The organism is Enterovibrio calviensis DSM 14347 (genome assembly GCF_000621165.1).
Lineage (GTDB): Bacteria > Pseudomonadota > Gammaproteobacteria > Enterobacterales > Vibrionaceae > Enterovibrio > Enterovibrio calviensis.
This window is the reverse complement of record NZ_JHZA01000001.1, coordinates 554,342-575,322: the sequence shown is the minus strand read 5'-3', so window position 1 is coordinate 575,322 and position 20,981 is coordinate 554,342. Positions and strand designations below refer to the sequence as shown.

17 protein-coding genes are annotated in these 20,981 nt (G+C 49.7%); 7 read left to right on the top strand and 10 right to left on the bottom strand.

Features of this window, described 5'->3' with window-relative positions; all coding sequences use genetic code 11:
- Positions 1-350: 350 nt before the first annotated feature.
- The 5 genes from Q365_RS0102520 (at position 351) to Q365_RS25300 (ending at position 5,532) form a co-directional block, all read left to right on the top strand.
- The gene (locus Q365_RS0102520; RefSeq protein WP_028021862.1) at positions 351-1,583 is read left to right on the top strand and encodes a DEAD/DEAH box helicase; all 1,233 of its coding nucleotides are present in this window, start codon (positions 351-353) and stop codon (positions 1,581-1,583) included.
- A gap of 124 nt (positions 1,584-1,707) precedes the next feature.
- A complete protein-coding gene (locus tag Q365_RS0102515) occupies positions 1,708-2,583 on the top strand; it encodes a helix-turn-helix domain-containing protein (protein WP_028021861.1) in 876 nt (291 codons plus the stop codon).
- 214 nt (positions 2,584-2,797) lie between these two features.
- The gene (locus tag Q365_RS0102510; RefSeq protein ID WP_028021860.1) at positions 2,798-3,664 is read left to right on the top strand and encodes a nuclear transport factor 2 family protein; all 867 of its coding nucleotides are present in this window, start codon (positions 2,798-2,800) and stop codon (positions 3,662-3,664) included.
- Positions 3,665-3,784: 120 nt separating this feature from the next.
- Positions 3,785-4,675: a protein-ADP-ribose hydrolase gene (locus Q365_RS25305; protein ID WP_051563717.1), complete on the top strand. Its 891-nt coding sequence runs from the start codon at positions 3,785-3,787 to the stop codon at positions 4,673-4,675.
- Complete coding sequence (locus tag Q365_RS25300) at positions 4,663-5,532, top strand: SIR2 family NAD-dependent protein deacylase (RefSeq protein WP_051563716.1); 870 nt, start codon at positions 4,663-4,665, stop codon at positions 5,530-5,532. Before Q365_RS25305 ends, Q365_RS25300 begins: the two co-directional genes overlap by 13 nt.
- Positions 5,533-5,625: 93 nt before the next feature.
- Here the strand turns inward: Q365_RS25300 and Q365_RS0102495 are convergent, their stop codons facing one another.
- Both Q365_RS0102495 and Q365_RS0102490 read right to left on the bottom strand, forming a co-directional pair.
- Positions 5,626-6,039, bottom strand: coding sequence for a metalloregulator ArsR/SmtB family transcription factor (locus tag Q365_RS0102495; RefSeq protein ID WP_081796117.1), 414 nt, complete (start codon positions 6,037-6,039; stop codon positions 5,626-5,628).
- A gap of 88 nt (positions 6,040-6,127) precedes the next feature.
- The gene (locus tag Q365_RS0102490) at positions 6,128-6,352 is read right to left on the bottom strand and encodes a glutaredoxin family protein (protein ID WP_028021858.1); all 225 of its coding nucleotides are present in this window, start codon (positions 6,350-6,352) and stop codon (positions 6,128-6,130) included.
- A gap of 253 nt (positions 6,353-6,605) precedes the next feature.
- Between Q365_RS0102490 and Q365_RS0102485 the strand changes: the two genes are divergently transcribed.
- Positions 6,606-8,339 carry an IPT/TIG domain-containing protein gene (locus Q365_RS0102485; RefSeq protein WP_028021857.1) on the top strand — a complete coding sequence of 578 codons (1,734 nt, stop codon included), beginning with the start codon at positions 6,606-6,608 and terminating at the stop codon, positions 8,337-8,339.
- Positions 8,340-8,465: 126 nt separating this feature from the next.
- Here the strand turns inward: Q365_RS0102485 and Q365_RS0102480 are convergent, their stop codons facing one another.
- The 6 genes from Q365_RS0102480 to Q365_RS0102455 all read right to left on the bottom strand — a co-directional run bounded on the left by Q365_RS0102480 (position 8,466) and on the right by Q365_RS0102455 (position 16,126).
- Complete coding sequence (locus Q365_RS0102480; protein ID WP_028021856.1) at positions 8,466-9,239, bottom strand: electron transfer flavoprotein subunit beta; 774 nt, start codon at positions 9,237-9,239, stop codon at positions 8,466-8,468.
- Positions 9,229-10,491 carry an electron transfer flavoprotein subunit alpha/FixB family protein gene (locus Q365_RS0102475; RefSeq protein ID WP_028021855.1) on the bottom strand — a complete coding sequence of 421 codons (1,263 nt, stop codon included), beginning with the start codon at positions 10,489-10,491 and terminating at the stop codon, positions 9,229-9,231. Before Q365_RS0102475 ends, Q365_RS0102480 begins: the two co-directional genes overlap by 11 nt.
- 5 nt (positions 10,492-10,496) lie before the next feature.
- Complete coding sequence (locus Q365_RS25295) at positions 10,497-12,392, bottom strand: (Fe-S)-binding protein (protein WP_051563715.1); 1,896 nt, start codon at positions 12,390-12,392, stop codon at positions 10,497-10,499.
- 20 nt (positions 12,393-12,412) lie between these two features.
- Positions 12,413-14,473: an NADH:flavin oxidoreductase gene (locus tag Q365_RS0102465; RefSeq protein ID WP_028021854.1), complete on the bottom strand. Its 2,061-nt coding sequence runs from the start codon at positions 14,471-14,473 to the stop codon at positions 12,413-12,415.
- Positions 14,474-14,540: 67 nt separating this feature from the next.
- On the bottom strand, positions 14,541-15,071 hold the full coding sequence (locus Q365_RS0102460) for a DUF5943 domain-containing protein (protein WP_028021853.1): 531 nt from the start codon (positions 15,069-15,071) through the stop codon (positions 14,541-14,543).
- Between the two features lie 65 nt (positions 15,072-15,136).
- Positions 15,137-16,126 carry a dipeptidase gene (locus tag Q365_RS0102455; RefSeq protein ID WP_028021852.1) on the bottom strand — a complete coding sequence of 330 codons (990 nt, stop codon included), beginning with the start codon at positions 16,124-16,126 and terminating at the stop codon, positions 15,137-15,139.
- Positions 16,127-16,335: 209 nt separating this feature from the next.
- On the opposite strand from Q365_RS0102455, the gene Q365_RS0102450 reads away from it, so the two are divergent.
- Positions 16,336-17,460, top strand: a complete 1,125-nt coding sequence (locus Q365_RS0102450; protein ID WP_028021851.1) for a M14 family metallopeptidase — start codon at positions 16,336-16,338, stop codon at positions 17,458-17,460.
- 103 nt (positions 17,461-17,563) lie between these two features.
- On the opposite strand, the gene Q365_RS0102445 is transcribed toward Q365_RS0102450, so the two are convergent.
- Together Q365_RS0102445 and Q365_RS0102440 are read right to left on the bottom strand one after the other, a co-directional pair.
- Positions 17,564-18,724, bottom strand: a complete 1,161-nt coding sequence (locus tag Q365_RS0102445; protein WP_028021850.1) for a sterol desaturase family protein — start codon at positions 18,722-18,724, stop codon at positions 17,564-17,566.
- 213 nt (positions 18,725-18,937) lie between these two features.
- Positions 18,938-20,626 (bottom strand): formate--tetrahydrofolate ligase, encoded by a 1,689-nt coding sequence (locus Q365_RS0102440; protein ID WP_035024282.1) that lies wholly within the window; start codon positions 20,624-20,626, stop codon positions 18,938-18,940.
- Between the last annotated feature and the right edge of the window lie 355 nt (positions 20,627-20,981).

The following is a 20,981-nucleotide window of genomic DNA, read 5'->3' as shown; positions in this document are numbered from 1 at the left end:
ATCGATGCCTTACTTTTAAGGCATTAACGCATCGAAAAAACAAATTTACCACACTGTTACATTTAGTACGTTCGACCATGACACATCGCTTAACCTTCCTATTTTTTTCGCACCTCTAAATATATACTTTTCCCCGATATAACTTTTCGCATTAAATAATAACCATTGATAAATAAACCATCAAAACCGTCCCAAAAACCTTAGCTATTAGACCTAATCACTTATACTCAAGTCACCTGAAGATGCTCGATTTCAGTGGCCATCAGCGACATTGGAGCGTTTCGCCACGCTGCACATTGCAGGGCAATCTGGTACACTCACGCTCCTTTTTCTTGGCCGAATGCAAAATCATGTCTAACACCGCGTTTTCACAACTTCACCCTACCTTGCAACAAACGCTCGACCGTCTTGGTTACGCCAAGCCGACAGAGATCCAGCAGCAAGCTATTCCAAAGGTGTTGGCAGGGCTTGATGTCATGGGCGCAGCGCAGACAGGCACGGGAAAAACTGCTGCATTTACCTTGCCGCTAATCCATCAATTGCTTGAGCAAGGTGTAAAGGGAGCAACCCGCGTGTTGGTGGTGACACCGACACGAGAACTGGCCCAACAGGTCTATGACAAGGTCGCAGAATACAGCCAAGATACCTCGCTAAAATGTGTCGCGCTTTATGGTGGTGCCAATATCAACCCTCAGAAAAGTCAGCTGCAAAAAGGCCCAGAAATTGTAGTGGGTACGCCTGGTCGTCTGCTAGACCACTTGCACATTGGTACGCTGAACCTTTCAAGCCTAGACACCTTGGTGTTGGACGAAGCAGACCGCATGCTCGACATGGGGTTCATCTCTGACATCAAACGTTTGATGAAGAAAATGCCGAAAGAGCGCCAAACCCTCTTTTTCTCAGCGACATATCCTAAACAAGTGATGGATTTGGCTTACCGCTTGTTAAATGAACCTGTGCGTATCGAAGTGTCTACCTCAAACAGCACTGCAGATAGCGTGAACCAATTGATTCACCCCGTCGATAAGAAACGTAAACGAGAATTACTGTCTTATTTAATTGGTAGCCGAAACCTACAGCAGGTTCTCGTGTTTGCAAAAACACGCCAAACCACGGAAGCGCTAGCCAACGAGTTGAAACTCGATGGGTTAGCGGCAGAAGCGATTCACGGCGAAAAAACGCAAGGTGCTCGCAACCGCGCATTAGAAGGCTTTAAAGAAGGCAAAGTACGCGTATTAGTCGCCACAGATGTTGCTGCTCGCGGATTGGATATTCCATCACTGGATACTGTATTTAACTATGAGTTACCGCATGCGCCAGAAGACTACATCCACCGTATTGGACGCACAGGTCGCGCAGGTAAAAGCGGCAATGCTATTTCACTGGTAAGCCGTGAAGAAGAAGGCATGCTCGCCGCCATTGAAACCTTGATTGACCAGCGTTTACCGCAAGAATGGTTGGTCGGGTTCGAACCCGATTTGAATGCAGAAATTGAACACCGAGAAAGACGCGGTGGCAGAGGGGGCGACAAACGCCGGCTCAAACATCAGCTGTTGAAGAAATCCGGCGCGAAAAAGCGTTAATTAAAAACACATTAGGGCGCTTCAGCGCCCTATGCCATCTCTTCCAGTGCACATCGATGAATTACTCTCGTCCCCGATAATCCGCTACACTCTGCAAGAGAATTCGATGGCACACACTTCCCTTATGCACATTCCAAACATCGGCTTTAACCACCAAAAAACCAACCAAGCGGAACTTGAGATTATCGAGCTTTGCGAAGTAAACCATCAAGACTTCAAGACCCATGCCCCGAACCAGCCGCATCGTGTGAACTTCTTTATGCTGATTGTGATCGAACAAGGCAGCGGAAAGCACTGGGTGGATTTCAAAGAATATCCCTTTCAAGCGGGTTCCGTTATTTTCGTCCAGCAAGAACAAGTGCACGCCTTTGATTTTTCCAATAACCCGCAAGGCAAAATATTAATGTTCACCCAAGCATTCTTGGACAGGGTGCACGACAATATGCGATTGCCAAGCTATACGCCCACGCATCTCAACAACCATTACTCACCGCTGCTATCGCTTGATAACAACAACCAATCTCGAACCCTTTCCTTGCTTAATGAAATGGCCATAGAACTGGCTTGTGAGGATGGTGACCCTTTAATTGTCATGTACCTGTTCTCTGCGCTCAGTTTGCTACATCGTCGATTAAAGCGTGTTGCCGAAGTCGATAATCTGTCTCCGTCCCAAAGCCGCATGTTGTCGACATTCATGACATTGCTGCAAACGAATTTTGAACGCGTGCGTGATGCCAATTGGTACGCCTACCAGCTCGCCACGACATACAAGACCCTCAATCGCGTGACCAAAATAGCCACATCTCTCACGGCCAAACAAATGATTGATAGCTACACCATCATCGAGATCAAGCGTCGGCTTGTCGTCAGTAAAGTCACCACACAACAGATCGCCCTCGATTTTGGTTTTGAAGACCCAAGCAACTTCGTTAAGTACTTCAAGAAAGAGACCAACATGACCCCAAGCGCGTTCAGAAATCACCATAGCCAAATTAGCTAGTCGCTCTGGCTCACAACGCCCATACATACACGTTATCCCCCCATTTAACTCGACTTATCCCTGACTACGCTTTCGCAGACAGCAATGGAAAATCCGCCCCCTTCAGTACATCAGGTTCGACATTCACCATTTTTCTGCCCAAATCCACTCTGCCCGCGATACCGTTAAACCCCTATTCTTGCCTCAACGCCAATATTCACTAAAGGACGAGACAATGAACACATCAAATAAAAACATTCTCCGCTTGGCAGCCGTAGCAAGCGTCATGGGTTTAACCGCTTGTAGCGCGACGTCATCAGAAGTGACGCTTTCCAACAAAGATAAAGCCGTTGCGCTCATTAGCAGCATCGAAACCGGTGATCATGGCCCTGTGGCATACATCAACGCAGACAAGTACATCCAACACAATCTTGCTGTTGCTGATGGTTTGGAAGGCTTCGGAGAGTTAATGCAGCAACTGCCAGAAGGCAGTGCCCGAGCGGATGTTAAGCGCGCATTTCAAGACGGCGAATACGCGGTGACTCATACGGAATATGACTTTTTCGGGCCTAAGGTCGGATTCGACGTATTCCGATTTGAAGACGGGAAAATCGTAGAACACTGGGATAACTTGCAAGATATTGCGCCAGCTAACCCAAGTGGGCGCACACAGTTAGACGGCCCAACGCAAGTGACGGATCTTGATAAAACGGATGTGAACAAAGCTATCGTGGCTGACTTCGTGAAAACGATTTTGATGGAAGGCAACATGGCCCGCATCAATGACTTCATCGATAACGAAGACGCTGCCTACCTGCAACATAACCCAATGGTGGCGGACGGTCTGAGTGGTCTAGGTGTTGCGCTCAATCAATTGGCTGAACAAGGTTTGCCCATGATTTACACCGAAAACCACAAAATTATCGGTGAAGGCAACTTCGTGCTGTCGATCAGCGAAGGCACCTTCTTAAATGAACACGTCGCATTTTATGACCTGTTCCGCTTGGACAACGACAAGATTGTTGAGCATTGGGACGTGATTGAAACAATTCCAGCTCAAGAAACATGGAAAAATGACAACGGCAAGTTTGGCTTTCAATAAGCGCGGCTCGCTATGTCAGTAATAACACTCATTGCTGATTCGCCGATTAGCTGCGAGCGCTTTGGCAAGGTTTAACCAAGGTGGCCACATTTGTGGCCTCCTCTGATTTCGGAGGTCTGTGTGAAACATCTATCCGTTGCAGGTTACTGCACAAACATCGACTTAAACGCACCCTTTGTCCCTGCGCAACTCAGTGACATTGACGATAGCGTGCTGATCCGAGATGTATTGAACGATCTCACGTCGGCATGGCGACAGCTGGGTATCAAAGACCCTTCAACACTCAGTCACCAAGACCAACGCAGGCTATTGGATGCCGCCATTACCATCGCTCCGCCTTTCAGTTTGAATGCGCACAGCAAGGCAGCACTCGATACCTTATTGCAACGAGAACGAGCCAGCACAACCGAAACACACGTTGGCAACCTGCCGCCGTTCTTGACCCTGGGTAATACCAAGATCGTACTGTGGCGTGGCGACATCACCACACTCAATGCCGATGCAATCGTCAATGCGGCCAACAGCCAATTACTGGGTTGTTTTTTGCCACAACATAAATGCATCGACAATGCGATACACAACCGTGCTGGCGTTCAACTGCGTGAAGACTGTGATGTGCTCATTAAGCTTCAAGGACATGACGAACCGACAGGAATAGCCAAAATAACGCGAGCGTACAATTTGCCGTCTCGCTATGTCATTCATACCGTTGGTCCCATCGTCCAAGGGGCAGTCACAAGTGACAGCAAACGCTTACTATCGAGCAGCTATTCCAGCATTCTCGATACGACTCAAACTGTCGACAACATACGAAGTCTGGCCTTCTGTTCAATTTCCACCGGCGTATTTGGGTACCCCATCGAACAGGCCACGCCTTTAGCGTTAAAAACGGTCGCGCAGTGGGTAAAAGCCAATCCAGACGCCCTAGATACCGTTGTGTTCAACGTATTCAGTGAACACGATTACAACGTTTACCAGTCCGCATTGGAGGAATTCATATGCAAAAACTGAATCTTCACACCATCCAAAACGTCTCAACGCTGATTAACGACGCCGATGCGATTTTGATTGGGTCAGGCGCGGGTCTTTCCGCCGCCGCTGGGCTGAATTATCTCGATCAGCAGACGTTTGCCGACGTCTACTCGGGTTGGAAACGAAAAGGCTTCAATGTCCAATATGACCTGATGGGTTTTTCGCAATGGACACAGCAGGAACAATGGGGGTACTTCAAAGTACACCTTGAATATGTGTATTTTTCGCAGCCTGCGAGCCCTTTGTATCAGGCGCTATTTGAGCGGGTAAAACACAAAGACTATTTCGTGATGACGTCGAACGTTGATGGGCTATTTTACAAAAGTGGCTTTGCAAGAGATCGTTTCTACTCTCCACAAGGGGATTACGGCAAGATCCAATGCACCACGCCATGCTCACAGCAAGTGTGGGATGTGAAGCCATTTCTAGAAAAAATGGACCCGTATTTTGATACAGTTGAACAGGTGATCACCTCGGAAGAAGGCGTGCCCAAATGCCCGAATTGCGGCGGCAACATGTTCATTCACGCTCGTGTCGATGGTTCATTCATTGACAGCGTGCATGAAGAAGAGCGACAAGCGTTGATCCGATGGTTAGATGAAAATCGTGAGAAAAAGGTCGTGATGCTTGAGCTTGGCTCGGGCTACAACACCCCGACGGTGATTCGTCATCCTATGGAACAAATCACACGCGCCTTCCCAAATGCAAATTTGGTGAGGGTCAATCTTGATAGAGCAAATGTACCGCCCGATTTGGGCGCGAAAGCGTTGTCAGTAGAAGGTGATATTGGTGAGTTTATTCATGCTCTGGCAGACGCCAAAGCGCTGAATGCATAAATCGCTGAATACATAAAACAATGTTTCTACCCAGGCTTGGTTTTCGCCCAGGTTGGGTTCTCACCCGAACTTGTTTCCGCCCAGACTTGCGATTTAACAACAGGTTGACGCACGCTCTGGGCGGTCTCCCATCCCACAAAGCTTATTCATATTATCTTGAATAAATACGGCGTGAGAGGCCAAGGTGACTGACAGTACGCTGGTGATCCATTCAGGTAAATCGGTGCGAATGCGATAGAAAACCCAGTGCCCTTGTCTGCGATCAGTCAGCAATCCGCACTTTCGCAACTGAGCAAGGTGACGAGAAACCTTAGGCTGGCTTTCATCTAGTGCTGTCATTAACTCGCACACACACAATTCACCTTCTTGTTGGAGTAACAACAAGGTTTTCAGACGCGTCTCGTCCGCCAAACATTTATAAAAAGTGACAGGCGATACTGAGTCAGAGCTGTTTGAATTAACGAGCGTTGGATGCGCTGCGTTTAAGCGTGTTGATTCCGAGGCCATAGATTTCCGAGTAGAAGGACAAAAGTGCGTATCATGAAGACTACTTTATATATGATTTTCCATATGTAAAGTGATGTTTTCCTTTCAGTTACTTAAGTGCTTGTTCTACCGCCTTATTCGAAAAGCCATGTAGTACTTGATCACCGATCTTAATGACAGGAACACCACGCGCACCCAATGCGGCATGTTCTTTTCTGCCACGTGGCGTTGCGACATCACACAATCTGTAGGTCAGTTTCTTGCTATCAAAATACTGTTTGGCTGCCTGACAATGAGGGCAGTTTTTACTGGTGTAAATTACGATCTTTTTCATGCTGCACTCCAAATCATACAATAATTTAATAATCTGTCTAAAATTCAACTCAAAGACAATTAATTCAAATCTAAATTAGCATTAAATTATTAATACCGCTATTTACTGATTATACAAAATATTTAGCTAATTCTAATTAACAAGCTTATTTTCTATACCAACCCTGAGACATTATTTTCCCCGCCACCAACATACGCTCGCTAATGCAATTCACTAAACATCAAATATCACTATAAAAAATAAGGGAATAATAATGAGAAAGCGTATTCTTACCAGCTTGGTCATGGCTAGCTGTATGTCTGCAACGGCATACGCCGAATGCTATGGTAATGTCTATTCCATGAATGCAGGACGCGGTCACGTCGGCTTCATGGTCGATCTGCAAGAAGATAAAAAACTCACTGGCGTATACAACGGCGAACGCGCTCTGCAAGAATCACGAGCGTTGTTTAGTTCTTCGGCCATGTCTTACGACAAGAATACCAACCGCATTTACTACGTCAGCGTCAGTCGCCCTGATAAGTATTACATGGAGGGGCTGGACAATGAGACCTCTGACGATGAGTTTGCAAGCTTAGATTTTCATGCCTCTGCAGTGCAAAAAAATCAGCTCGCCTATTATGACCCAGAAACCAATCAGCACACCATTGTTGCAGAGGTGCCTGATGTGTTTCGTATGGCCTTTAACCCAGCAACGGGTGTGCTATTCGCATCTGATAACAAAACGGTATTTACCATCAACACGACAGACGGCTCAACAACACCCATCGGTAATTTCTCGGATAATTTGCGGTTAGGCGGCTTCACCAGTTGGGGCGATTTCATCTTCTATGAGAACGAGCTTCTCTTTGTCACCAACACACGATCTTTTGTCATTGATACCAATGATGCCTCCTCCACGCTTAAATCCTTTCACTACATCAACTTCGTGACTGGGGTAACGCTCGACCAAAACGGTCAGATGTTAGTATCCACCAAAAATCAGAATGTAACGGGTAACGTGAATAGCACAAGGTTGTGGCGTTTAAACCCACAGTCAGGCGAAAAAGTGCTTGTTGGTTTATTCCCGAATCGTATCAGTGCGATGGCAACCAACACGCAAGAAACCTACACCTGTTATGACGAAACCATTTTCCCAAGTGAAACCATTGTAGAAGTCACAGGTGTGACGGGCGATACAGTCATAGAGGGCCAGAACCTCACGTTTACCGTGAACTTTGATAAACAGCTCAAGGCCAGCAAAGAGGTCACTCTCGCATTGAAAGACGGCACAGCCATCAATGGTACTGACTTCAGCGCGAATGTGACCGTGAAATTCGATGAGTCAGAAAGCACCTCGGTCACGCTAGACAGTTCGGGCGTGAAAGTGACTGTGCCGCCAGGTGTCACCAGCATTCAAGTCATCGTGCCGACAACCGACGACGACATTGATGAAGAAGACAAAACGCTTTCACTGGAAGCTTGGATATTTGATGACCAGAGAGACAAAGAATCGGGCCTAGCAACCATCAAAGATAACGATGAACCAACGGGAACCTGTACCAACAGTAAAGCCATTTCCGTCAATGCCAATAAGCTAGGCGCTTGGTCTCTGCTAAAAGTAGATTGTGACAGCGCTGAAGTTTCCTTCGTCGCAGCGGGCCTTTCCAGCCCATCGGCAAGGAACACGCGACTTTCATGGGTCACTGATTTCGGTAACTTCTCGACAACCACTTATTCGAGCAACAAGATCGCGGGCTATGTGGGAGTCACAGAAGTTAAAACACTCAGCACCCTATCCATTAACGGCAGCTCAACCGTAAGAGACCGTTGCTATCACGGTGATGTGAGAGGTACACCACTTTCCTACGTCTACAACGGCCAAATCACGTTCAGCGAAGACGGAACGCCACAATGTCGCTTAACACTCAACTTTGATTACTGTGATGGCGCGGACAACCGTGTACGCGATCAAGTCACGAACACGCAGTGCTTTGTATCTGAATAACAGATCAGAGGATTAAAGGACGAAATACCTAGCGAGAATGAGTTGGCAATCGTAATGCAGATTGCCAACGCTCTATAGAACGATGAAAAAATGAGGATGTTGTAAATGGTCAAAAATAGAGCACAGCTAAATCACGCCTTCTTTCTTCAGCAGCGCAAAAATGGCGTCAGTCGCCTCTTCTGCCGAGGGATTGAGCAGAATCTTTCCACCAGTTGAAGCAGGTGCTGCCGTGGCCGCGCGGAATCGATCTCGGCTCGATGACGATGCTGCGACGGTTTTGACGCGCTTCGCGCGCTTTTTCGCCACCTGCCAATGCCATGTTCCCAATTCAGCGTCTTCAACTTCCGTCACGCTCAGTGAATGAATCACGCCATCTCTCGCTTTGGTAAATGCGCTTTGCCGAGCAGCTGGAGCGGATGCGCTGGCAATTAACACAGCAGGAAGTTGAACCTGTAACCGACGACGCTGCCCTCCCGCGAGCGCTTGAAGCACTTCAACGGATTCTGCATCCTGAGCAAGAATATCAACCACGTCTGGCACCACAGCAGCGTTCAAGCGTTTTCCCACCAAATACGGCACCATGCCAGACGATTCGCCTTGTTCTGCGCGGTGACCGCACAAGACTAAGCGTGGCGATTTTTGATGGGCGTAACTGGCAAGTGCAACGCTGACATCGGATTCGGCGGCTTGCGCTAGAACGTCAATTTCTGGCACACCCATTCCTAAGTATTCACGCAGTGACGAGCTGTTAGGATCGCCTGCAAATACCACGCGGGGTGACGCCGTATGTTGCAACGCAATTTCGAGTGCTTGAGCATCTCGCTCAGCGCGCCGCTCTCTGCCTGAAAGCGGATGGTGGCCGCAAGAAACCAGCACCATGATGTCGTCATTAACTTGCATCACTGAGCTCCTTACCTGTTTTCGAACCTTGCACCGCATCCACCAAGGCTTGCATGACCTCGGAGCTATCCGCAATGATGCTGAGATCAGCGCGTTTTACCATGTCACAGGCCGGATCGGCGTTTATCGCGATCACCGTATCGCACTGTGTCATCCCTTGCAGATGTTGGATCGCACCGGAAATCCCCACGGCGATATACACTTTGGCGTTAACGTATGTGCCTGATGCACCCACTTGTGTCGTTCTTGGCATGTGTCCATTATCGACTGCCACGCGGCTTGCCCCTTCTGTCGCGCCGAGTGCGTCTGCGCATTGATGGAACAACGCCCAATTTCGCACGCCGTTACCGCCAGACAGAATAAAGCCGGTTTCGGGCAATGGGATGTTTTTCGGGTCAACCGCCACGCTGCCAGCATCTTGAATAGAACATACAGGGTTGGTGTTGTTTGAAGGGTCGAATGATGATTCTTCCAAGGGCAACGCGTCAGTGAGATAGCCAGAAATCGGCTCCGCCACCTGTTCTTCCACCAACAAGACGCGCGCGAGTTGTCGCGTCACGGTTCGACCTGCATCGCCGCTACTGCACTCAATCTGAAGGTCCTCAGCCTGTGTATCCACCACGCTTCTTACGCGCGTAGCGGGTCTTTCATTGAGTTCAACACTGAGTTTTCGGCCTAAATCACCGCCGACCAAGCCAGAATCCGGGAAGATCCAGTGAACAGGCGTAAGCGATGATTCCAGCGACAGTAACGCAGAGAGCCACTGCTCAGGGGAATAGGTCGCTGATGCATTGAGCGCCAGCACACGGTCCGCGCCTGCTGCCGAAAAATCATCTTGTCGCGCAAACACAGTTACCAGTAAGACTGCCGTATCTTCGCTAGTCCGTGCTGCCAATTGTTGCGCCAAGCCGAGCATGTCTTTATCGAGCGTCGACAGTTTTTCGCTGTCGCCATCCGAGACCACCACCACATAACCCGACGGCGATGCGATGTGTTTCCTTGGTAAGCTTTGTTCAACGGCTTTGGCCGCGATGCCTGCTGCCGCAGAGGTTTCACCGGATCGATCGATCCGCTTAATGCCTTCGGGGGTGAAGAATCCAACGCGGTGCGGGTCTTTTCGGTTTGTGCCACCCAGCATGATGTTTTGCGATGCCATCAACGCAGCATGCTCAGGGTGCAGGCGATTACGCACTATGTGCTCGAGTCGTCGATTGCGCCTTAGCGACGCACTTGGTTTTGTATCATCGCTCATCACACCTACCCCACTTTCTCAATGCGATCCAGCAGCATCACAGCCACGTCTTTGACCTCAGGGCGCGGCATCACCACACCTTCCAACATCACTGCACACTGAGGACATGCGACAGCAACCAGCTCCGCACCCGTTTCTCGCACATCATCCATACGCATGTCAGCGATGCGGTGTTCACCAGGAATATCCGTGATTGGTGCGCCGCCACCTCCGCCACAGCAGCGCGAACGAAAACCTGAACGTTCCATTTCATTGAGCGTAAAGCCCATGGCTTGCAGCAAATATCTCGGCGCATCATAGCCACCGTTGTAACGCCCGAGATAACAAGGATCGTGATAGGTGACGTCTTGCGCTTTGGCTTCAGACAAGGTCAGTTGGTTAGCTTTCACCAATTGAGCCAGAAACTCGGTGTGGTGCATCACCTGATAGTCGCCACCAAAGTCGCCATACTCGTTTTTCAGTACATGAAAGGCATGAGGGTCGGGCGTGACTATGGTGTCGAAGCTGTATTTATTGAGGGTTTTGACGTTGGCGTTGGCGAGACGTTGGAACGTTGCTTCATCGCCCAATCGACGAGCCAAATCGCCGCTATCGAGCTCTTCGTTGCCTAAAATAGCGAAGTTCACCTTGGCATGGCGAAGCAATGCCACCACGGCGCGAAGCGTGCGTTGGTAGGCCAAATCAAACGCGCCATCTCCCGCCCAAAGCAGTACATCAGCACGACCCACGTCTGACATGGCATCGAGCTTCAAATCAATTGACCAGTTGGCGCGATTCGCGGGAGAGAATCCATTCGGGTTGTCGGTCGCGATCAAATTACCAAGCGAGTCCGAGCCTTTCCCTGCGGTTTCGCCTTTGGCTAACGTGAGATGACGGCGCATGTCAACGATGGCATCGACGTGCTCAATCATCATTGGGCACTCTTCCACGCACGCTCGGCACGTCGTGCACGACCACACGGTTTCCGCATCCAACAAGCTCTCGAACAAGGGCTTATCCGGCGCACCGCATTTGGCAGCGTCTTTTCCCGCTTCTTTCCCCGGATAGGCACTGCCCGCATAACCTGAGGTGTCGCCACCTGCCATGCCGACCACCAAATCTTGGATCAGCTTTTTCGGATTCAGCGGCTGACCTGCCGCAAACGCGGGGCAGACTTTTTCACAACGCCCGCACTGCACGCAGGCATCAAACCCCAGTAACTGATTCCAGTGGAAGTCCGTCGCCATTTCGACGCCGAGCTTGCTTTCATTCAAATCGATGGGTTTAAGCCCTGTCGAGCGTCCACCCGCAAAGCGGTCTTGACGGCGATGGAAACCTAAATGAAGCGCACCCGCAAAGGCATGCTTCATCGGACCGCCCCACGTCATGCCAAATAGCAGTTCTGCTAAACCGAGCAGCACACCTGCAATTAAAAGGAAGGTGACAAGGATAGACACATTGGCGATGCCAAGAAGCTGAATGAGGGAGATACAAAGGCCTGAGATCGAAAATACCAGCAGGCTATAAGGAAGACGTTGAAAAGCACCTTTAGATAAATTCGCTGGGGGGTCCTCGCGGCGTTTTTTCACCTGATACGCGCCAACACTCATCACGGAAAAGGTCACCGCCAACAAGCCATACGTTATCGACGAATCGCCGCCCAACACATACACCACCAGCATGACGAGCATAGAAGCAACAAAGCCCCCTGCCGTTGCCACGTGGGTATTGGCAAATTTTTTGTCTCGCGCCACCACATCATGCAAGTCATGAAGATAGCGAGGAAGAATAGAAGCAATGGCTTTGAAAAACGGAATGGAGTCAGGCTTACCCTGACGCCACATCTTGATTCTTCTCCCTGCGCCAATCGCGGCAAGCACGATCACAAGGAGAAGAAGAGGACCTATTAGCGCTGTGGACATATCGCTCACCTCGCCAAATGCTACAAGTCTTTACAAAGGCGTAAAGCTTCGTAAATCGCCGCATGAATATTACGTGGCGCGTTGCAATCACCCAGACGGTACAGCAAATACCCCTCGCCTTGTTCAGAAAAAATAGGCTGATGCTCTGCCGCAAACAGCGCTTCAATGTCGATTTGTCCTTTGTTACGCGAACCGTCTTTGAACGCGTAATAAAGCGCCTCATCCGGCCTAACACCGTTTTCAATCACCACTTGGTCAACCACACGTTCTTCTTTCACGCCCGTGTATTCGTTTTCAAAGTGCGCGATAAGCGCATCGCCTTCTTTGTAGACTTTCTCTAGCAACAAATCGGAGGTCATCACGACATCTCGGGTATAGAGGCTTCGGTAGTAAGTAGGGAAACTGGTGCCTCCCACTGCCACGCCCGGCTTAATGTCATCGGTGACCATTTCGACTTGCGCCCCTTTGGCGGCAAGAAAATCCGCCACGGACATGCCGCTGAATTCGCAAATGGTGTCGTACACCACGACGTTTTTGCCCGGCTGCACCGCGCCACTGAGCACATCCCAACTGCTGACGACGAGGCCGTCTTCAGCACCCCATTCCGCCATCTGATTCACAAACGGTTTACCGCCCACAGCGAGTAACACCACGTCAGGGTTTTCTGCCGTGATCATGGCTTCATCTGCGGTCACATCAAACACCAAGTTCACACCTAGACGGCGAAGCTCCAGATCAAACCAACGCGTGATACCCGCGATTTGTTCGCGCTGCGGCGCTTGTGATGCAATGGTGATTTGCCCGCCTAGCTCGCTGTTTTTCTCAAACAGCGTCACTTGGTGTCCGCGCTCAGCACAAACTCGTGCGGCTTCCATGCCTGCTGGGCCACCACCGACGATCACTACTTTGCGGATTGGGCCGTCTGTCTTTTGAATAATATGCGGCATGGTTTGCTCGCGAGAGGTCGCGGCGTTTTGAATGCAAAGTACGTCAATGCCTTGGTACTGGCGGTCGATGCAGTAGTTCGCGCCGACACATTGTCGGATTTGATCTGTCTGTCCCAGTTTCACTTTGGCAATAAGGTGCGGGTCTGCAAGGTGCGCACGGGTCATACCAACAAAATCTATCAAGCCGCTCTCTAAGGCACGCGCCGCTTGCACGGGATCTTTGATGTTTTGCGCGTGCATCACAGGCACATTGACGACGCTGCGGATGCCTGCCGCCAAATGGATAAATGGCTCAGGCGGGTAAGTCATGTTCGGGATCACGTTCGCAAGCGTATTGTGGGTGTCACACCCTGAGCCCACGATGCTAAAGAAATCGATCATGCCGAGACTGTCGTAGTAAGCGGCGATCTCTTTCATATCATCTTGGTTGAGACCATCAGGGTGAAACTCATCCCCCGTCATGCGAATACCAACGGCGAAATCAGGTCCCACTTCGTCACGCACGGCCTTCAGGATTTCCACGCCAAAGCGCATACGATTTTCGAAACTACCGCCCCATTCATCGGTGCGTTTGTTAACGCGAGGGCTCCAGAACTGATCAACCAAATGTTGGTGCGCGAAAGAGAGTTCAACGCCGTCTAATCCGCCATCTTTTGCACGCTTGGTCGCTTTCGCAAAATCGCCAATGATGCGCCAGATTTCCTCGGGTTCAATGGTTTTACAGGTTGCACGGTGGACGGGTTCTCGAATGCCGCTCGGGCTCATCAATGATGGCCATTCGCCGCCATCCCAACGGGAACGACGTCCCATGTGGGTAATTTGGATCATGATCGCCGCGCCATGCTTGTGCATCGCATCCGCAAGGTTTTGCAGATGAGGAACCACGTCGTCGGATGCCATGTTGACGGATTTCCACCAGCCTTGCGGGCTATCAATCGACACAGGACTCGAACCGCCACAGACACACAACCCAATGCCGCCTTTGGCTTTTTCCTCGTAGTACTGGATATAGCGCTCAGTCGGCATGCCATTTTCCGTCGAATACACCTCGGCGTGGGCCGTACTGATCACGCGATTTCTGATCATCAGCTTGTTGATCGCAAGCGGTTGAAAAATGGCATCAAACTGAGACATTGCACTTCCTTATTATGTTTTTCTAGGTCCAAGGACCTGATCTTCCTAGGACCTTTCCTTCCTGCTTCTAAATCGGCTTCACCTCAAACACGCCAAAATCACAGCCTTCTTCTGAGCCGCTTTGCAATTGGACTGCTTGCGTTTTCAATGGGAAACCAACACTTTCAGACACTTGATCCATCGCGCCTGCGAACCACCCTGTGAACATGTAATCCACTTTGCGGTCATTTTTTCCGTAGTAATACACGAACGCAGAGTTTTCGAGTCGCACCCTCGCCGTGCCTTGAGACACATCAAGCTGTTCGATAAAGAATTGCCCCCAGCCGCGTTGCGACAGACGCTTCATGTAGTGATCAAACACTTCTGCGCCCGATATACCGTGGGTTTCGCCTTCCTGCTCACACCAGAAATACGCAGATTTATAACCTGCTTTGTAGAGCAATTGGGCATAGACATCTGCGCCTAAGGCGTCTTCCACTGCTGCATGATTGTTGATAAAAAAGTGGCGCGGCACGTACAGCATGGGTAACCCATCTGTGCTCCAAACGCCCGTTTCATCGTCAACCTGTATCGGTAACTCTGGTGGATGGTGGCTCATGAATGCTTCCTTAAAGTTCTCTCGTTATGTCGATATAACCGCGATATAAACTGCAAATGCGGAAGCTACTCGCCCCACACATCTTTCAATACGTTGACCCAGTTCCCGCCCATGATTTTCTGCACTTTCTCAGGTGACCAGCCGTTATCCAGTAACGCTGCGGTCAGGTTAGGAAAATCACCGACAGTGCGCATGCCTTTCGGGTTGATGATCTCTCCAAATCGCGTGAGTCGGCGGGCATACCCTTTATCGTGAGTGATCCACTCAAAGAAGGTTTGGTCGTGACCTTGGGTAAAGTCAGTGCCGATACCGACACAGTCTTCGCCTACAATATTGACGATGTAATCGATGGCTTCAACGTAGTCTTCAATGGTGGAATTGATGCCATTTTTCAAAAACGGAGCGAACATGGTGACGCCGACAAAACCACCGTGATCGGCAATGAATTTCAGTTCTTCATCAGATTTATTTCGGGGATGATCTTTCAAGCCAAGTGGCAAGCAGTGCGAATAGCAGACAGGCTTTTTCGATTCTAAAATCACTTCTTCCGATGTTTTTGGCCCAACATGAGAAAGGTCGCACATCATGCCAACGCGGTTCATCTCCGCTACCACTTCACGCCCGTAGCCTGATAATCCCCCATCGCGTTCATAGCAACCTGTGCCAACGAGGTTTTGGGTGTTGTACGCCATTTGCGCGATGCCCACACCGAGCTTTTTGAAGATCTCGATATACCCAAGCTGATCTTCAAATGCGTGAACATTTTGAAAGCCGAGCATGATGCCGGTTTTGCCTTCTTGCTTGGCGCGGAGAATATCTTGGGTGGTATGAACGGGGCGGATAAGGTCGCTGTTCTCACTCAACAGTTGGTTGAATTCAACAATGTTATCGATGGTGGATTGGAAATCTTCCCACACCGACACGGTGCAGTTTGCTGCAGTTAATCCGCCCTTTGCCATGTCTTCAAAGAGCGCTCTATCCCACTTGGCAATAATGAGCCCGTCTATGATGATGGAATCGCGATGCAAGGCAGCGGCAGGATTGTTGTCAGACATGTAAGGTTCCTTGTGGGTATTTTTCCTTTTATATGTCTTTCACGTTAACCAACAAGCTTCAAATTGGGCGGTGCGAATGCGACAACCTATAACGGGTTTGCGTCAGGGGTAATTCTGCCCCATCAAAGTTCGCATCTGATTGCATGTTTTGCGCGTCGAAAATTGTGATAGTCTTAATGACTGTTTTCTCAAAAAACACCACATTAAACATGAAAATATTCAGCAATTTCGAAAGCGGTAACATCCACGTCGTTAGCGCGCAAACGCCTAGCGATATTCAGCTCACCATCCCTGCGGATAACCAAACTGACTGCTCTCAGTGGTTTCATTTCCGCTTGGAAAGCACATCACCTGAGCTGCACCAATTTACGATTTCTAACTTGGCAAAATCTGCCTACACCGCAGGGTGGAAAGACTACGATGTGGTCGCGTCTTACGACCGCAATGAGTGGTTCCGCATTCCAGCAGAATTCGATGGTGATAACCTACGTTTCTCAGTGATCCCTGAAAGCGGTTCAATGTATTTCGCCTACTTTGCGCCTTACTCTTACGACCGCCACCAAGACCTGCTGCACAGCGCACAAACGCATTACGCGTGTCAGCTTGAAACACTAGGCGCAACCTTGGATGGCAATGACATCAGCTTGTTGACCATTGGTGAGCCAGCGGAAGGCAAAAAGAACATTTGGATCATTGGTCGTCAGCACCCTGGCGAAACCATGGCTGAATGGCTGATTGAAGGTCTATTGCTTCGCCTACTGGATGAAACCGATACCGTGGGCAAAACGCTGATCGACAACGCCGTGATCCGCGTTGTGCCAAACATGAACCCTGATGGCAGCATTCGTGGGCACCTTCGCCACAACGCCATTGGCGTGAACCTGAACCGTGAATGGCAAACCCCATCGGTTGAGCGCAGCCCTGAAGTTTTCTACGTGCGTGAGCGCATGCTAGAGACTGGCGTTGACATGTTCTTGGACATTCACGGTGACGAAGCCATTCCGTACAACTTTGTTGCAGGCAGCGAAGGTATTCCTTCTTACAACGAAGAGTTGGCTGCGCTTGAAAATCACTTCAAGCAAGCGTTGCTCACCATTACCCCAGAATTCCAAGACGAGTTTGGTTACCCGAAAAGCGAACCAGGCACAGCCAACCTGACTGTCGGTTCAAACTGGGTCGCTGAACAATTTAAGTGCCTGTCTTACACCGTTGAGATGCCATTTAAAGATCACATCAGCCATGCTGATGCCCTGTATGGCTGGTCTCCTGCTCGCAGTGCAGCATTCGGTCATGACATGCTTGCGGCCATTTTGGCAACACACAGCAAGCTGTAATTACGCCATACGCGCTAAGCATATGACGCAAAAAGCCCAGACCATTTGGTTTGGGCTTTTTTATGGGTCACGCTTTTTCGGTGGGTTGACCTGTATCGACGATTTACTCTTGTGGCTTACGCTTTTTCCATACCGTAATCGGGTACATAATTTGCCCCAAAATGCTCTTTGGCAGCGGCTTGGTTGTGCCGTAATTCGCGGGCCAATGTTTACCCGGCATGTGCATGGTGCCGAACAGCCAATCAAACACCACCAAATGCGCGCTGTAGTTGGTATCAATCGCCGGTTTTTCCGAGCTGTGATGCCAATGGTGGAATTGCGGTGTTACGAAGATATATTTCAATACGCCAAAGTGAAGACGGGTATTGCAGTGAATCAGCACCGCTTGCAAGGCTGCAAAAGCCACATAAGCATTCAGCGCTGCCTCTGAAGGGCCAAGCAGGTAGAGCGGAACCATGACCATGGCTCGCTCAGAAAACACTTGCAGAAAATGACCTCGAGATCCCGCTAACCAATCCAGATCCTCCACCGAATGATGCACCGCATGCACAGGCCACAACGCTTTCACTTCGTGGAATAAACGATGCTCCCAGTACAACACAAAATCGGCGGCGATCAGGATCAACACAAACTGGACAATCACAGGTAGCGATTGATTGGTTTCCTGAAACGAAGGACTCACTGCCCAGCTAAAGTGACTCACATGGTAGTTGGCGTAAATCAGAATCGCTGAAATAGCGAGGTGGTTGAAGCAGAAATACAGGAAATCGGTTTCCCACTCTTTGCGCAAAATCACCTGATTTTTGTATTTAGGCAGTAGTTTTTCTAGCGTGACAAAAATGGCAGCGGAACCGAGAAATGCCAGAATCAACCAGTCCACGCCCAATGACAATTCCACGGGTTCCACTGGCCCCACGGGTACTGTGTATCCCCCTAACGCAAAAGCAATCAGCGTAAGCGAAATGCCTACGCAGCCTAAGCGGCGGCACTTTTTAAGCAGGTGAGTCATCGCGCCGAAAAAGAGGGAGAAATACATGCCGTACTTCAACACATGTTGCAGGCTTTCAGCATCATAGGTTTTACGCAGTTCAGTCGTCGTGAGGTAAGAGGGAAACAAATACGCTAGCACAGCAAGAAGAGACAAAGCCCCAAGCGTTACCGATAGATAACCACTGATTTTTCCGTCACCAACGCGAAACTGACGCTGAGTGTCTAATTCGACCTGACGTTTCTGATAAGGGTATGAAGGATCTTGCTTTGCCATGTGACCGTCCTTGAATATTGTATTGCCTGTTGACCGCTGATGCATCTTCGATGCAATTGATGGACACAGACTACGGCACTCACGTTTGGACGTTAAGTCGATATTGAGAAGTAACAAAAAACGCCACCTAAGGTGGCGCTATGTGTCACTTAACGAGTTACTTGATGTCTTGTTTGATGCAGCGTATCGCTTTGCTCAGTTAGAGGCGCTCAATTAGAAAAGCCCGACAATATCACCGTTGTCATCCAAGGAAATACTCAACGCCGCTGGCTTCCGTGGGAGGCCAGGCATGGTCATCACATCACCACAAATGGCAACCACAAACCCTGCGCCTGCCATTAGGCGAAGTTCACGCACAGGCAATACATGATCCGTCGGCGCACCCAATTGTGATGGGTCGGCGGAGAAGCTATAAGGTGTTTTGGCGATACACACAGGTAAGTCGCCAAAACCTAGCGCGTGGATCTCGTCTAACTGCTTTTGTGCCGCAATATTAAATTGCACGTCTGATGCGCCGTAGAGTTTCGTCGCGACAGTGCGAATTTTTTCGTCGATCGGTAATGCATTGTCGTATAGGAATTTCACTTCAGGCGAACCTGCATCCAAGATAGCTTTCACGCCTTCCGCCAAGGCTTTTGCCCCTTCGCTGCCTTCAGCCCAATGAGCGGCTTCTTCAACGCCCGCACCCAATGCCAAACACACCTCTTTGATGGCCGCCAATTCTTCCGCCGTATCCGTCGGGAATCGGTTGATAGCCACTAGCGGGTTCAAACCAAATTGCTGCATGTTTTGGATGTGACGTTTGAGGTTTACCGATCCTGCTTTCACCGCATCGACATTGGCAGCATCAAGGTCGCCTTTCGCTACCCCGCCCTGCATTTTCAATGCTCGCACGGTACAGACCAACACAGCGGCGTCGGGCTTCAAGCCAGACAAACGACACTTAATATCGATAAATTTCTCTGCGCCTAAGTCCGCGCCGAAACCGGCCTCTGTCACCACCACATCGGTTAATCCCAACGCCGTGCGCGTCGCCATTACCGAGTTACAACCGTGGGCAATATTCGCAAACGGGCCGCCGTGGATCAGTGCGGGATTGTGCTCGAGCGTTTGGATCAAGTTTGGTTGAATGGCTTCTTTTAACAATACCGTCATTGCGCCATCGGCACCGAGTTCACGCGCCGTTACTGTCTTGTTGTCTCGGTCACGTCCAATGATGATGTTGCCTAAGCGGCGCTGGAGATCTTTACGATCATCCGCGAGGCAAAGGATCGCCATGATTTCTGAGGCCACCGTGATATCAAAACCCGACTCACGCGGCTGACCATGAGCTGGCCCACCTAAACCCACCAAGGTATTGCGAAGCGCACGATCATTCATGTCCATCACACGACGCCACGTAATACGACGTGAATCTAAATTCAGCTCGTTACCCCAGTGAATGTGGTTGTCGATCAGCGCGGCAAGCAGATTGTGTGCGGAAGTAATAGCATGGAAATCCCCCGTGAAGTGCAGGTTCAAATCTTCCATTGGGATCGCTTGTGCACGACCACCTCCCGCCGCCCCACCTTTTACGCCAAAACACGGCCCTAGCGATGGCTCACGCAAACAAACGCTCGCACTGACGCCGATGGCATTCAATGCATCGGTCAAACCAATACTGGTAGTGGTTTTTCCTTCTCCTGCCGGAGTCGGTGTAATTGCGGTCACTAGTACCAATTTACCAAGAGGTTTATCGACATCAAGCTGCGCCAAATCAAGCTTGGCTTTGTAGTGCCCATAAGGGATCAGTGCGTGCGCAGCAACGCCAAGTTTACGCTGAGCCACTTCAAAAATCGGCCAAGGTTTAACGGCTCGTGCGATTTCAATGTCCGGTGCGCCGGGTGGAGGTAACACTGTCATAGTTGATTCTGCCAGTACTTCGTTATTGTGATTATTAGTATTGATCAATGATCATTGGTACTCGAATTGCTTGTGAGTATGGTCTGTTTGCAGTAACTCGATATTCTTCATTTGCGACACTTTTTATTCTTTTTGCTCACCCTTCGTCAATATTTTATAAGATCCCGTGGTTCAAACACGGTAAACGCAGGCATTTCTCTGGCAGTCAAATGAGAGGGCTAAGTAGACAATAAGCAGGGGGGAATTGGCTTGATTCGGGTCAATGAAGCACCAAGCACAATGTAATTTATTCAACAATTCCTTTGGGTTGAACGTTATACCCAAGTAACCTGAAGATGCAGGATTTCAGGTTGCT

What these genes read in the sequence shown, in the direction of transcription:
- Q365_RS0102520 (WP_028021862.1), top strand. Translation starts at nt 351, where the DNA reads ATGTCTAACACCGCGTTTTCACAACTTCACCCTACCTTGCAACAAACG.
- Q365_RS0102515 (WP_028021861.1), top strand. Translation starts at nt 1,708, where the DNA reads ATGCACATTCCAAACATCGGCTTTAACCACCAAAAAACCAACCAAGCG.
- Q365_RS0102510 (WP_028021860.1), top strand. Translation starts at nt 2,798, where the DNA reads ATGAACACATCAAATAAAAACATTCTCCGCTTGGCAGCCGTAGCAAGC.
- Q365_RS25300 (WP_051563716.1), top strand. Translation starts at nt 4,663, where the DNA reads ATGCAAAAACTGAATCTTCACACCATCCAAAACGTCTCAACGCTGATT.
- Q365_RS0102495 (WP_081796117.1), bottom strand. Translation starts at nt 6,039, where the DNA reads ATGGCCTCGGAATCAACACGCTTAAACGCAGCGCATCCAACGCTCGTT.
- Q365_RS0102490 (WP_028021858.1), bottom strand. Translation starts at nt 6,352, where the DNA reads ATGAAAAAGATCGTAATTTACACCAGTAAAAACTGCCCTCATTGTCAG.
- Q365_RS0102485 (WP_028021857.1), top strand. Translation starts at nt 6,606, where the DNA reads ATGAGAAAGCGTATTCTTACCAGCTTGGTCATGGCTAGCTGTATGTCT.
- Q365_RS0102480 (WP_028021856.1), bottom strand. Translation starts at nt 9,239, where the DNA reads ATGCAAGTTAATGACGACATCATGGTGCTGGTTTCTTGCGGCCACCAT.
- Q365_RS0102475 (WP_028021855.1), bottom strand. Translation starts at nt 10,491, where the DNA reads ATGAGCGATGATACAAAACCAAGTGCGTCGCTAAGGCGCAATCGACGA.
- Q365_RS25295 (WP_051563715.1), bottom strand. Translation starts at nt 12,392, where the DNA reads ATGTCCACAGCGCTAATAGGTCCTCTTCTTCTCCTTGTGATCGTGCTT.
- Q365_RS0102465 (WP_028021854.1), bottom strand. Translation starts at nt 14,473, where the DNA reads ATGTCTCAGTTTGATGCCATTTTTCAACCGCTTGCGATCAACAAGCTG.
- Q365_RS0102460 (WP_028021853.1), bottom strand. Translation starts at nt 15,071, where the DNA reads ATGAGCCACCATCCACCAGAGTTACCGATACAGGTTGACGATGAAACG.
- Q365_RS0102455 (WP_028021852.1), bottom strand. Translation starts at nt 16,126, where the DNA reads ATGTCTGACAACAATCCTGCCGCTGCCTTGCATCGCGATTCCATCATC.
- Q365_RS0102450 (WP_028021851.1), top strand. Translation starts at nt 16,336, where the DNA reads ATGAAAATATTCAGCAATTTCGAAAGCGGTAACATCCACGTCGTTAGC.
- Q365_RS0102445 (WP_028021850.1), bottom strand. Translation starts at nt 18,724, where the DNA reads ATGGCAAAGCAAGATCCTTCATACCCTTATCAGAAACGTCAGGTCGAA.
- Q365_RS0102440 (WP_035024282.1), bottom strand. Translation starts at nt 20,626, where the DNA reads ATGACAGTGTTACCTCCACCCGGCGCACCGGACATTGAAATCGCACGA.